Origin of the sequence: Streptomyces sp. NBC_00009, assembly GCF_045040855.1 — a bacterium.
In the GTDB taxonomy this organism is placed as follows: Bacteria; Actinomycetota; Actinomycetes; order Streptomycetales; family Streptomycetaceae; genus Streptomyces; species Streptomyces aureus.
In genome coordinates this window covers 5,826,558-5,839,543 of record NZ_CP108312.1, presented here as the reverse complement: position 1 = coordinate 5,839,543, position 12,986 = coordinate 5,826,558, and the positions used below count along the sequence as shown (strand labels likewise).

Sequence of the window (12,986 nt, the reverse complement as noted above, 5' to 3'; positions counted from 1 at the left end):
GGTTCCCCCTCGAGCAGGGAACCGCCGCTTCGTGTGTCTACGGGTTCAGGCTTAGCTGAACGAGTCGCCGCAGGCGCAGGAGCCCGTGGCGTTCGGGTTGTCGATCGTGAAGCCCTGCTTCTCGATGGTGTCGACGAAGTCGACGGAGGCGCCGCCCAGGTACGGGGCGCTCATGCGGTCGGTGACGACCTTGACGCCACCGAAGTCCTTCACGACGTCCCCGTCGAGGGAGCGCTCGTCGAAGAAGAGCTGGTAACGCAGGCCGGAGCAGCCTCCGGGCTGTACGGCGACGCGCAGCGCCAGGTCGTCGCGCCCTTCCTGGTCAAGGAGGGCCTTGACCTTGGCCGCGGCGGCGTCGGACAGGAGGATGCCGTCGCTCACGGTGGTGGTCTCGTCCGATACGGACATCTGCTTCTCTCCAGGGTTGTACGGAGACTGCTTGCCGACGTTCCAACCGGCGGGGCCGCGGATTCATTCCGGCCCTGGCGCTCGTGTTTCGCCTCTCGGCGAGTTCGGCTTCCTTGCCCTTTCATGCTCGCACACCCCGAGCACGCAAGGCACAGGCCGGTCCACGCGGATTGCGTCACATCGACACGATGGCCATCGTCATTCTGACGTGAAGCAGTTATGATAGATAGCGTCATTTCGACGAGAAGCCTCGCCGCAAGAATGTCATAACAAGAAAGGGTGCGTGACGTGACCACGGCCCAGACCCCCGTTGACCTGGACGTTCAGCCGACTCCGCTGGCGCTCCTGCTGCTCGGCCGCGAGGCCGACCCGCGGAGCGAGCGCGGTGTCGAGTGTCCCGGAGACCTGCCCTCCCCGTCCGACCCGGACCTGGTGGAGCGCGCCCGCGCGGCCAAGGAGAAGCTCGGGGACAAGGTCTTCGTGCTCGGCCACCACTACCAGCGCGACGAGGTCATCCAGTTCGCGGACGTCACCGGCGACTCCTTCAAGCTCGCCCGCGACGCGGCCGCCCGGCCGGAGGCCGAGTACATCGTCTTCTGCGGTGTGCACTTCATGGCCGAGTCCGCCGACATCCTCACCGGCGACGACCAGAAGGTGGTCCTGCCCGACCTGGCAGCCGGGTGCTCCATGGCCGACATGGCCACCGCCGAGCAGGTCGCCGAGTGCTGGGACGTGCTGACAGAGGCCGGCATCGCCGAGCAGGTCGTGCCCGTCTCGTACATGAACTCCTCCGCCGACATCAAGGCCTTCACCGGCAAGCACGGCGGCACGATCTGCACGTCGTCCAACGCCAAGCGGGCGCTGGACTGGGCCTTCGAGCAGGGGGAGAAGGTGCTCTTCCTGCCGGACCAGCACCTCGGGCGCAACACCGCCGTGCGGGACATGGGGATGTCCCTGGAGGACTGCGTCCTGTACAACCCGCACAAGCCGAACGGCGGCCTGACCGCCGAGGAGCTGCGGAACGCGAAGATGATCCTGTGGCGCGGGCACTGCTCGGTGCACGGACGCTTCTCGATCGACTCGGTGAACGACGTGCGCGAGCGGATTCCGGGCGTACGCGTCCTGGTGCACCCCGAGTGCAAGCACGAGGTCGTCGCCGCGGCGGACGAGGTCGGCTCGACGGAGTACATCATCAAGGCCCTCGACGCGGCCCCGGCCGGGTCGAAGTGGGCGATCGGCACCGAGCTCAACCTGGTGCGGCGCCTCGCCAACGCGCACCCCGACAAGGAGATCGTCTTCCTCGACAAGACGGTCTGCTTCTGCTCGACGATGAACCGCATCGACCTGCCGCACCTGGTGTGGACCCTGGAGTCCCTGGCCGAGGGCAACCTGGTCAACCGGATCGAGGTCGACCGCGAGACCGAGCAGTTCGCGAAGCAGGCGCTGGAGCGGATGCTGGCGCTGCCGTAGGCAAAGCGCCCCCGAAGGGGCGCGGGGAACTGCGCGACCAGCCACGACGCGAGCCGCACCCGGCGTCGCACCCCCGCCCACAACGGCGAAGAGCCCGGTGCGGACACCACGCAGGTGTCCGCACCGGGCTCTGGACGTTCAAGCACCCGTCACACGCCGGCAGGCTCCGGCTCAGGCGACGGGGCCTGGGGCGCAGCCCCGGCACCCTCACCCCGCTTCGCGGCCCGCTTCTTGCGGCGCCGCTCCTTGCGGAGCTCCAGCATCGCGTAGAGCGTCGGGACGAGGAGGAGCGTCAGGAGCGTCGACGTGATCAGACCGCCGATCACCACCACCGCGAGCGGCTGGGCGATGAAGCCGCCCTCGCCGGTGACGCCGAGCGCCATCGGGAGCAGGGCGAAGATCGTCGCCAGGGCCGTCATGAGGATCGGGCGCAGACGGTGGCGGCCGCCCTCGATGACCGCCTCGATCGTGCCGTAGCCCTCCTTGCGGTACTGGTTGATCAGGTCGATCAGGACGATCGCGTTGGTGACCACGATGCCGATGAGCATCAGCATGCCGATCATCGCCGGGACACCCATCGGGGTGCCGGTGGCGATGAGCAGGCCGATCGCGCCGGTCGCCGCGAACGGGATCGAGACCAGCAGGATCAGCGGCTGCGCCAGCGAGCGGAACGTGGCGACCAGGAGCATGAACACGATCGCGATCGCGGCCAGCATCGCGAGGCCGAGGTTCTTGAACGCGTCGTCCTGGTCGGACGTGACGCCGCCGATCGTGGCCTTCGCGCCCGCGGGCAGCTTCAGCGCGTTGATCTTCGTCTGGAGGTCGGCGCTGACCGCGCCGGTGTTGTCACCGGTCGGCCTGGCCGTGATCGTCGCGGCGCGGGCGCCGTCGATCCGGGTCATGGAGACCGGCCCGTCGACCAGCTTCACCGTGGCGATGTCGCCGAGCTTCAGACCGCCGGGGCCCATCGGGAGCTTCTTGAGCTCGTCCATGGTCGTGGCGGGCTTCGCCGACTTCACGACGACGTCGCGCTCGGTGTCGTCGAGGATCGCCTTGCCACTGGTCGTGCCGCGCACGGCCTGGCCGACGGCCGCGCCGAGCGTGGTGTCGTTGAACCCGGCGGCCGCGGCCTTGGAGTTGGCCTTGACCGAGATGCGCGGGACCGACTGCGACAGGTCGCTGGTGACGTCCGTGACGCCGTCGAGCTCGGCCACCTCGTCGCGGACCTCGTCGGCCGCCTTGCGCAGGACCTGGCCGTCGGCCGCCTTCACCACGACGCTCAGGTCCTGGCTGCCGAAGCCGTCACCGGCCGCGATGGTGGTGCGGCCGATCCCGGAGAGCTCACCGAGACCCTTCTCGATGCGGTCCTGGGTCTTCTCGTACGACGCCTTGTCCTCCAGCGTCACCTGGTACGACGCCTGGTTGGTGTCGGTGCCGCCGCCGAAGGCCGCCATGAAGCCGGACGAGCCGATGGTGACCTGGTAGTCCTTGACCGAGTCGACGCCGTCGAGCAGCTTCTCGACCTTCTTCGCCGCGGCGTCGGTCGCCGCCAGGCTCGTGCCCGGTTTCAGCTCCTGCTTGATGGACAGGACTTCCTGCTCGCCCTGGTCGAAGAAGTTCGTCTTCAGCATGGGGGCCATGCCGAACGTGCCGACCAGGACCACGACCGCGATGAGGACGCTGGTCAGACGGCGACGGGTCGCGAAGCGCAGGACGGGGACGTAGATCCGCTGGAGCCAGGACCGCGCCTCCTTCTCCTCCGCCTTGCGGCGCGCCTCCTCCGGGTCGACGCCCTTGATCGCCTTGGGCGGGCGCAGGAACCAGTACGACAGGACCGGGACGACGGTGAGCGAGACGATCAGCGAGGCCAGCAGGGCCGCCGTGACCGTCAGCGAGAACGAGCCGAACAGCTCGCCGACCATGCCGCCCACCAGGCCGATGGGCAGGAAGACGGCGACGGTGGTCAGGGTGGACGACGTGACGGCGCCCGCGACCTCGCGGACCGCCTTGAGGATCGCCTCCTGGCGCTCCTCGCCGTAGCCGAGGTGCCGCTTGATGTTCTCCAGGACGACGATGGAGTCGTCCACGACGCGGCCGATCGCGATGGTCAGCGCGCCGAGCGTGAGCATGTTGAGCGAGAGGTCGCGGGTCCACAGGACGATCAGGGCCAGGACGACCGAGAGCGGGATCGAGACCGCGGTGACCAGGGTCGAGCGGATCGACGCCAGGAACACCAGGATGACGAGGACGGCGAAGAGAAGACCGAGCGCGCCCTCCGTCGTCAGGCCGTCGATGGACTTGGAGACGGCCGGGCCCTGGTCGCTGACGACCGTGAGCTTCGCGCCGGTGCCGAGGTCCTTGCGCAGGTCGGGGAGCTTGTCCTTGACCGCGTCGGAGATGGCGACCGCGCTGCCGTCGTGGTCCATGGTGACCATGACCGCGAGGCTGGGCTTGCCGTCGGTACGGGTGATCGAGTCGGCCTTCGCGGGCCGCTGCGCGACCTTGGCGACGTCACCGAGGCGTACGGGCTTCCTGACGCCCTCGCCGGTGACCATCAGGTCCTCGATCTGCTTCAGGGAGGTGAAGCCGCCGCCGACCTGGACGGTGCGGTTGCTGCCGCCCTCGTCGAAGGAGCCGGCGGGCAGGGTCGCGCCGCCCGCCTGGAGGGACTGGCCGAGCGCGGCCTGGCTGATGCCGGCCGCGGCGAGCTTCTTGTCGTCGGGGGTGACGGTGACCTGGAGGTCGCGCACACCGTCGACGGTGACCTGGCCGACGCCGTCGATGTCCTTGAGGGACGGGACGACGGTCTTGTCGAGCTGGTCGGCGAGCGCCTGCTGGTCCTTGTCGGACGTGACGGCGAGGACGACGGTCGGGATGTCGTCCGTGGAGCCGGCGACGACCTGCGGGTCGACGTCGTCGGGGAGCTGGGCGCGGGCCCGGTTCACGGCCTGCTGGACGTCGGCGACGAGCTGCTTGGAGCCGTTGCCGTAGTCGAACTGGGCCATGATCACGGCGTTGCCCTCGCTCGCCGTGGAGGTGATGCCGGTGATGCCGTCGACCGAGTCGAGGGACGACTCGAGCGGCTCGATGACCTGCTTCTCGACCACGTCGGGAGACGCGCCCTGGTACGGGGCCAGGACGGACACCATGGGCAGTTCGATGGAGGGCAGCAGCTGCTGCTTGAGCTGGGGTATCGCGATGGCGCCGAAGACGATCGCGATGATCGACATCAGCCCGATCAGGGCCCGTTGAGCGAGGCTGAATCTCGACAGCCAGGACATGGTGTGGGTCTCTCTCTGTGGCAGGCGCGGCAGGAGGAGGCCCCGGGCGTCCGGGGGACGCGGGTGCGTCCGAAGTCACGTGCGGGGCCCCCTACACCCTCAGTCATGCGCGAGGGCGGATCCGTCGCTCCCAGGTCCCGTTCTTATGCGCCGCATACTGCGCCCGTAGTACGCGGAGACCCCGGCTCACTCCACCCTTGGACGGACCAGGCCCGATTCGTACGCGATTACTACGAGTTGGGCACGGTCCCGGGCGCCGAGCTTGGCCATGGCGCGGTTCACATGGGTCTTGACCGTGAGCGGGCTGACCTGGAGGCGCTCCGCGATCTCGTCGTTCGAGTGGCCGCCGGCGACCTGGACCAGGACCTCGCGCTCGCGGGTGGTCAGCGCGGCCAGACGTTCGCCGTGGGCGCCGCCGGGACGCGCGCCGTCCTCCCAGTCGCCGTACCCCTCGCCCTGGGCGAGGAACTTGGCGATCAGGCCCTTGGTCGCGACCGGCGACAGGAGCGCCTCGCCCGCGGCGGCGATCCGCACGGCGCCGAGCAGCTCCTCGGGTTCGGCGCCCTTGCCGAGGAAGCCTGAGGCGCCCGCGCGCAGCGACTGGACGACGTACTCGTCGACCTCGAACGTCGTGAGCATCACGACGCGTACGTGTGCCAGTTCGGGGTCGGCGCTGATCAGACGGGTCGCGGCGAGTCCGTCGGTGCCGGGCATCCGGATGTCCATCAGGACGACGTCGGCCTTCTCGGACTTGGCGAGGCGGACCGCCTCCGCGCCGTCCGAGGCCTCGCCGACGACGAGCATGTCGGGTTCGGAGTCCACGAGGACGCGGAAGGCGCTGCGCAGCAGGGCCTGGTCGTCGGCGAGCAGTACCCGGATGGTCATCCAGCGTCCCCCGTGTCCGTGGCGAGGCCCGCGGTGGCGTGGGCCTGGACGGGCAGGATCGCATGGACGCGGAACCCGCCCCCGTAGCGCGGTCCCGCCGAGCAGCTGCCGCCGATCGCGGCGACGCGCTCGCGCATGCCGAGGAGGCCGTGGCCGCCGCTGTCGGGCGAGGGCTGCTCGGTGCCGGGCCCGTTGTCGAGGATCGTGACCTCGATGTTCGGGCCTACGCGCACGACGCTGACCTCGGCCTTGGCCTCGGCGCCCGCGTGCTTCTGCACATTGGTCAGGGCCTCCTGGATGATGCGGTAGGCGGCCAGGTCGACGGCGGCCTGCAGGCCGGTGGCCCGGTCGGCGCAGGCGACCTCGACGGGCAGGCCGGCGTTGCGGAACGTGCCGACGAGGTCTTCGAGGCGGTCGAGCCCCGGTGCCGGTTCGGTGGGCGCCTCGGGGTCGCCGGACTGCCTCAACAGGCCCACCGTGGCGCGGAGTTCGTTGAGCGCGGAGCGGCTCGCCTCGCGCACGTGCGACAGGGCCTCCTTGGCCTGGTCGGGGCGCTTGTCCATGACGTGCGAGGCGACGCCCGCCTGGACGTTGACCAGGGCGATGTGGTGCGCGACGACGTCGTGAAGGTCGCGGGCGATGCGCAGGCGCTCCTCGGCGACCCGGCGCCGGGCCTCCTCCTCCCGTGTGCGCTCGGCCCGCTCGGCCCGCTCGCGGATCGCGTCGACGAACGCGCGCCGGCTGCGCACGGCGTCCCCGGCCGCGGCGGCCATGCCGGTCCAGGCGAAGACGCCGAGGTTCTCCTGCGCGTACCAGGGCAGGGGGCCGGCCAGCATGGCGGCGCCGGTGAGGACGGCCATGGTGGCGAGGCCGACGCGCCACGTGGTGGGGCGGTCGGTGGTGGCGGCGACGGTGTAGAGCGCGACGACGGCGCTCATCGCGACGGGCGCGCGGGGATCGCCGGTGACGAGTTCGGCCAGGGTGACGGCGGAGGTGGCCGCGAGGACCGCCATGGGGGCGCGGCGGCGCAGGACGAGGGCGGCCGCGCCGAGCACCATGAGGACGATGCTGAGGACCTGGGGGCTGCGGGTGCCCCAGGTGGGGGTGCCGTCACGGCCGCCGTTCGGATCGGCGAAGGAGGCGGCGATCATGCAGAGCAGCACCGCCGCCGCGAGGGCCGCGTCCATGGCCCGGGGGTGAGTCCTGGCCCAGCGTACGAAGGGGGTCACCGGCGTCACGGTATCGCCCCCTCGTCCGTGCGCGGCAGGCCCGTCCATCAGCGGTACGCGCGACGGGCCGCGTACTGGGGGCAGCGGCTCAGCCAGGGATCAGACCGTCGTCGCTGAGCATCTCCCGGACCTCTTCCAGGGTCGCGTCCGGGGACGGAAGAATAAGTTCCGAAGGTTCGAGTGACGCGTCGGGCAGCGGGGTGCCGACGGAGCGGACCGTTTCGAGCAGGGCGTTGAGCGTGCGGCGGAAACCGGGGCCGTCCCCGTTCTCCATCTCGGCCAGGAGCTCGTTGTCGAGCTTGTTGAGCTCGGTGAAGTGGCTGTCGGCCAGCTCCACCTGCCCCTCCCCCATGATCCGTACGATCATGACGCCCTCCTCGGCGTGGGACTACTGCTTGTCGAAGCGCGGTGTGTCCTGCGGCTGCTGGTTCGCGGACTGCTGGCCCTGACCGCCCTCGATGGCCTGCTGCGAGGAGGACGAGCCGCCCGACAGTTCGGCCTTCATCCGCTGGAGTTCCAGCTCTACATCCGTACCACCGGAGAGGCGGTCCAGCTCGCTCTGGATGTCGTCCTTGGCGAGGCCGGACTGGTCGTCGAGGGCGCCGGAGGCAAGCAGCTCGTCGATCGCGCCGGCCCGGGCCTGGAGCTGCGCCGTCTTGTCCTCGGCGCGCTGGATGGCCATGCCCACGTCGCCCATCTCCTCGGAGATGCCGGAGAAGGCCTCTCCGATCCGGGTCTGCGCCTGGGCCGCGGTGTACGTCGCCTTGATCGTCTCCTTCTTCGTACGGAAGGCGTCGACCTTGGCCTGGAGGCGCTGCGCCGCGAGGGTGAGCTTCTCCTCCTCGCCCTGGAGGGTCTGGTGCTGCGTCTCCAGGTCGGTGACCTGCTGCTGGAGGGCCGCCCGGCGCGAGAGCGCCTCGCGGGCCAGGTCCTCGCGGCCGAGCGCGAGCGCCTTGCGGCCCTGGTCCTCCAGCTTGGACGACTGGGTCTGGAGCTGGTTGAGCTGCAGTTCCAGGCGCTTGCGCGAGGTCGCCACGTCGGCGACGCCGCGGCGCACCTTCTGGAGCAGCTCCAGCTGCTTCTGGTACGAGTAATCGAGGGTCTCGCGCGGGTCCTCGGCCCGGTCAAGGGCCTTGTTCGCCTTCGCGCGGAAGATCATCCCCATACGCTTCATGACACCGCTCATGGGCTTCGCGCGCCCCCTTCTGACAGATCCAGCAGACGTCCAGCACCAGCACTGCGACAGAACCCACAGTACGGGTCCTGCCTCTATTACCGCACTGTTCAGGTGCGGATGCGCTCATCCCCAAGGACGACTGCGTCCGGTCCCGCTCCGGCACAGGGAGTAGGTGTCCCCCTGGGGAGGCCGGATCTACGAGCACGCGGTGCAGCTGCCGGGAACGCTCAGCAACACTGACGCAGGGTGTTGCCGGATCGTTCCCCACTCGCCTCTGGTCCATGCGCCGGCACCACGTACCCTTGGGTTTTGTGTTCCGTAGCCGATCCAAGGACGAGAAGGCCCAGGCCGCCAAGGCGCCGGTGACCGACTCCACGCAGACCCGTGACCCGCAGGCCCCCAAGGGCCGCCCCACGCCGAAGCGCAGCCAGGCCCAGACCCAGCGCCGCAGCGTGGCCAATACGCCGACGACCCGCAAGGAGGCGTCGAAGCGGCAGCGCGACGAGCGCCGCACCGCGATGGAGAGGCAGCGCCAGGCGCTCGCCAGCGGTGACGAGCGTTATCTTCCCGCCCGCGACAAGGGTCCGGTGCGAAAGTTCGCGCGCGACTTCGTCGACTCGCGCTTCTGCATCGCCGAGTTCTTCCTGCCCCTGGCGGTGGTCATCCTCGTGATGACCATGGTCCGGATCTCGAGCCTCCAGAACATCGCGCTGCTGCTCTGGCTCATCGTGATCGTGCTGATCGTGCTCGACTCGGCCGTGACGGCGTTCCGCCTGAAGAAGCGCCTGGCCGAGAAGTTCCCGAACGAGCCGAAGAAGGGCGCCGTCGCGTACGCCCTGATGCGCACGCTCCAGATGCGCCGGCTCCGTCTGCCCAAGCCCCAGGTCAAGCGCGGGGAGCGGCCCTGAGCACGGAGGCCTTCTCCGGCGGCGCCGCGGCGTCCTGGCTCGGCAAGCTGAGCGGTCTGCGCAATTCCGTACGCCAGGAGCTCGTGGCCCGGCAGCTCGACGAGCAGCTGGCCGCGCGCTACCCCGTCGGGCAGCGGCTGCGGATCCTCGACGTCGGCATGGGCCAGGGCACGCAGGCCCTGCGCCTCGCGCGCGGCGGACATCAGGTGACCGGGGTCGAGCAGGATCCCGGGATGGTCGCCGCCGCGCGGGCCGCACTCGCCGAGGAGCCCGAGGGCATCCGCGGCCGGGTACGCCTCGTGGAGGGTGACGGCCGGGAGACCGGGGTGCACTTCCTGCCCGGCAGCTTCGACGTGGTCCTGTGCCACGGGGTCCTGATGTACGTCGAGGACCCCGACGCCCTGCTCGCGGGCCTGGCGCGGATGCTGGCCCCCGGCGGCCTGCTCTCGCTCCTCGTGCGCAACGGTGACGCGCTCGCCATGCGGCCCGGCCTCGCCGGGGACTGGCAGGCGGCGCTCGGCTCCTTCGACACGCTCTCGTACCGCAACCGGCTCGGGCTCGACGTGCGGGCCGACCGGCTCGACGCGCTGACCGCGACGCTGGCCGGGATCGGGGCTCCGCTGCACGCCTGGTACGGGGTGCGGGTCTTCACGGACACGGCGGGGGACGACGTGCCCGTGCCGCCGCCCGGCGAGTTCCACACGCTGCTCGCGGCGGAGGAGCGGGCGGGCCGCACGGAGCCGTACCGCCGGGTGGCGGCGCTGCTGCACCTGTGCGGCGTGCGGGGCTGACGGCCCCGGCGCGCGCCCCCTGTTCGGCGGTCTACCGCAGGCAGGAACAACGGGACGACGGCGACAATCCGGTCATGGATGCTTTCCGTTCCCGTTCCCGCGCCCGCTCTCTTTCCAGATCCCGTACGCGTACCCGCGCCACTCGTAGCGGGCGTGCCCGCGTTCTGCGGTTCGCGCTGCCACTGACCGCCGTCGTCTGCTCGGTGGCCCTGGCAGGCGGCTGCTCCGGCTCCGACTCCTCCGGCCCGTCCGGCCCGTCGACGAAGCCGTCCGGCACCACGGAGCAGGCCGCGCCCGTCTCCGGCAACGCTCTGCAGGCCGACTTCCAGAAGGTGATCAAGGACGTCCTGCCGTCGGTCGTCCAGATCCAGGGCTCGTCCGAGCAAGGCTCCGGGATCGTCTACGACGACAAGGGGCACATCGTCACCAACGCGCACGTGGTCGGCAACGAGAAGACGTTCAAGGTGACCACGTCCAACAGCGAGACCGAGCTGACCGCGACGCTCGTCTACGCCTACCCCGACCAGGACCTCGCCGTCATCAAGCTGGACAAGGTGCCCGAGGGGCTCAAGCCTGCGAGGTTCGCGAACTCGTCCAAGGTCGAGGTCGGCCAGATCACCCTGGCGATGGGCTCGCCGCTCGGCCTGTCCTCCAGCGTCACGCAGGGCATCGTCTCGGCGACCGGGCGGACCGTCAGCGAGAACCCCGCGGGCGGCGGGACCGGCGCCACCATCGGGAACATGGTGCAGACGTCCGCGGCGATCAACCCGGGCAACAGCGGCGGCGCCCTCGTCAATCTCGACGGGCAGGTCGTCGGCATCCCGACGCTCGCCGCGACAGACCCCAACATGGGCGGCGGCGCGGCGCCCGGCATCGGGTTCGCGATCCCCTCGTCCATGGTCACGACGGTCGCCGGCCAGGTCGTCAAGAAGGGCAAGGTCACGGACTCGGGGCGGGCCGCGCTCGGCATCACGGGCCGTACGGTGCTCGGCAGCTCCTACCAGCCGGACGGGGTCGCCGTCGTGGACGTCGAGGACGGCGGGGCCGCGCAGAAGGCCGGGATCCAGTCCGGGGACATCATCACCCAGATCAGCGGCACAGACGTCAACACGATGGTGGCGCTCGCGGAGCAACTCGCCGCCCTCAAGCCCGGCGACAAGGTCGCGGTCGCGTACGCGAGGAACGGGGCCGAGAACACGGTCGAAGTCACGCTCGGCGAGATCTAGGACGGACGTACCGGGAGACAGCGGAAGACAGAAGGGCGGCGACCGTGCGGGTCGCCGCCCTTCTCGGCGTTCCGTCCGGACCTACAGACCTACGCCGGCGCGTCCTCCGCGTGCAGGCCCATCGGACCGTAGATCACCGCGTCGTCCTCGAAGAGGGTGACCTGGTCGGCGCCGCCTTCGGCGAGGGCCTTCCAGTTCTCGCCGATCCACGACTCCGCGTCGCCCTGAGTCGTGAACTCCTCGGGCTGCACCGCCGGCTGGACCTCCGTCCCGTCCGACTTCTCGAACCTCCACGTCCACGCCGCCATGTCAGCCTCCAGGGAGTCAACGGACCAGCTCACCGTCTTACTACTGCCCGGAAGCCTAGCCGGGCGAGCGCCACTCGCGGTGGCGCGGGAGGATCTTCCCGTGGAACTCACTCTGCTCGGCACCGGCGCACCCACCGGACTGCCCCGCCCGGACTGCCCCTGCGCGGCCTGCGCCACCGCCCTCGGGCCGGGTGGCGCGCGTGCCGCGACCGCGCTCCTGATCGACGGCATGCTGCTGCTCGACCTGACGCCGGGGGCGGCGTTCGCCGCCGCCCGCTCGGGGCACAGTCTCAGCGGCGTACGGCAGGTGCTGCTCTCCCATCCGCACGACGGGCCGCCCGTCGAGGTGCCGGCGGGGCTCGTGTCGCCGGTCCGGGTGCCGGACGGGAGCGAGCTGGCGCTGCTGACCGGGCACCGGGTGCGGGCCCTGCCGACGGACTCGCCGGGGACGGGCTACGAGGTGACCGGGCCGGACGGCGAGCGGCTGCTGTATCTGCCGCCGGGCGCGGCGCCCGCCGGCTTCGCGGAGGCCGAGCGGCCGTACGAGATGGTGCTCGCCGACATCGTGGACCGCCCGGACTCGGCGGCCAGGCTGCGGGCCGTGGGGGCGATCGGCCCGACGACCGATGTGCTCGCGGTCCACATCGACCACGACGTGCCGCCGGGTCCGGAGCTGACGCGCCGTCTGGCGGCGGCGGGCGCGCGGGCCGTGCCGGACGGGACGACGCTCGTGGTGGGGGCGTACGAGGACGTGCCGGACGTGCCGCGCAGGACGCTGGTCCTCGGTGGGGCGAGGTCCGGGAAGTCGGTCGAGGCCGAGCGCCGCCTCGAGGCGTTCCCGGGCGTGCTGTACGTGGCGACGGGCGGCACGCGGGGCGGGGACACCGAGTGGTCGCAGCGGGTGGCGCTGCACCGCGAGCGGCGCCCTGGCTCCTGGAACACGACGGAGACCTGCGACCTCGTGCCGCTCCTCGCGCAGGACGGTCCCCCGCTGCTCATCGACTGCCTGTCCCTGTGGCTGACGTACGCCATGGACGAGGTGCAGGCCTGGGACGACGCGGAGTGGGCGGGCGGCGGGGAGCGGGCGCTGCGCGAGAAGGTCGCGGCGCTGACGGAGGCTGTGCGGAACACCTCGCGCACGGTCGTCGCCGTGTCGAACGAGGTGGGTTCCGGGATCGTCCCGGCCACCGCGTCGGGCCGCCGCTACCGGGACGAACTGGGGCGCCTGAACACGGCGTTCGCCGCCGAGTGCGAACAGGTACTGCTCGTGGTGGCAGGGCAGGCGCTCGTGCTGCGCGGCTGA

General features: G+C 70.9%; 12 protein-coding genes. 5 read left to right on the top strand and 7 right to left on the bottom strand.

What is annotated here, in order from left to right; genetic code table 11:
• Positions 1-51 precede the first annotated feature (51 nt).
• Positions 52-408, bottom strand: coding sequence for an iron-sulfur cluster assembly accessory protein (locus tag OHA58_RS26320; protein WP_100592151.1), 357 nt, complete (start codon positions 406-408; stop codon positions 52-54).
• Positions 409-687: 279 nt separating this feature from the next.
• Between OHA58_RS26320 and nadA the strand changes: the two genes are divergently transcribed.
• Positions 688-1,878, top strand: coding sequence for a quinolinate synthase NadA (gene nadA / locus OHA58_RS26315; protein WP_266669752.1), 1,191 nt, complete (start codon positions 688-690; stop codon positions 1,876-1,878).
• A 149-nt stretch (positions 1,879-2,027) separates the two neighbouring features.
• Here nadA and OHA58_RS26310 read toward each other — a convergent pair whose 3' ends face one another.
• The 5 genes from OHA58_RS26310 to OHA58_RS26290 form a co-directional block, all read right to left on the bottom strand.
• Complete coding sequence (locus OHA58_RS26310) at positions 2,028-5,159, bottom strand: efflux RND transporter permease subunit (protein WP_405481806.1); 3,132 nt, start codon at positions 5,157-5,159, stop codon at positions 2,028-2,030.
• Between the two features lie 186 nt (positions 5,160-5,345).
• Positions 5,346-6,044 carry a response regulator transcription factor gene (locus OHA58_RS26305; RefSeq protein WP_100592148.1) on the bottom strand — a complete coding sequence of 233 codons (699 nt, stop codon included), beginning with the start codon at positions 6,042-6,044 and terminating at the stop codon, positions 5,346-5,348.
• A complete protein-coding gene (locus OHA58_RS26300; protein ID WP_405485194.1) occupies positions 6,041-7,231 on the bottom strand; it encodes a sensor histidine kinase in 1,191 nt (396 codons plus the stop codon). The genes OHA58_RS26305 and OHA58_RS26300 overlap by 4 nt, the downstream gene beginning before the upstream one ends.
• Positions 7,232-7,361: 130 nt before the next feature.
• Complete coding sequence (locus OHA58_RS26295; protein WP_116502508.1) at positions 7,362-7,640, bottom strand: PspA-associated protein PspAA; 279 nt, start codon at positions 7,638-7,640, stop codon at positions 7,362-7,364.
• Positions 7,641-7,661: 21 nt separating this feature from the next.
• Positions 7,662-8,459, bottom strand: a complete 798-nt coding sequence (locus OHA58_RS26290; protein WP_405481804.1) for a PspA/IM30 family protein — start codon at positions 8,457-8,459, stop codon at positions 7,662-7,664.
• A 272-nt stretch (positions 8,460-8,731) separates the two neighbouring features.
• Between OHA58_RS26290 and OHA58_RS26285 the strand changes: the two genes are divergently transcribed.
• The 3 genes from OHA58_RS26285 to OHA58_RS26275 all read left to right on the top strand — a co-directional run bounded on the left by OHA58_RS26285 (position 8,732) and on the right by OHA58_RS26275 (position 11,375).
• Positions 8,732-9,358: a DUF3043 domain-containing protein gene (locus tag OHA58_RS26285; protein ID WP_405481802.1), complete on the top strand. Its 627-nt coding sequence runs from the start codon at positions 8,732-8,734 to the stop codon at positions 9,356-9,358.
• Positions 9,359-9,441: 83 nt separating this feature from the next.
• Positions 9,442-10,149: a class I SAM-dependent methyltransferase gene (locus OHA58_RS26280; protein WP_382762968.1), complete on the top strand. Its 708-nt coding sequence runs from the start codon at positions 9,442-9,444 to the stop codon at positions 10,147-10,149.
• A 74-nt stretch (positions 10,150-10,223) separates the two neighbouring features.
• Complete coding sequence (locus tag OHA58_RS26275; RefSeq protein ID WP_405481800.1) at positions 10,224-11,375, top strand: S1C family serine protease; 1,152 nt, start codon at positions 10,224-10,226, stop codon at positions 11,373-11,375.
• 89 nt (positions 11,376-11,464) lie between these two features.
• Here the strand turns inward: OHA58_RS26275 and OHA58_RS26270 are convergent, their stop codons facing one another.
• Entirely contained in the window at positions 11,465-11,683 is a 219-nt protein-coding gene (locus tag OHA58_RS26270; RefSeq protein WP_355886112.1) for a hypothetical protein, read from the bottom strand.
• Between the two features lie 100 nt (positions 11,684-11,783).
• Between OHA58_RS26270 and OHA58_RS26265 the strand changes: the two genes are divergently transcribed.
• A complete protein-coding gene (locus OHA58_RS26265; protein WP_405481799.1) occupies positions 11,784-12,986 on the top strand; it encodes a bifunctional adenosylcobinamide kinase/adenosylcobinamide-phosphate guanylyltransferase in 1,203 nt (400 codons plus the stop codon).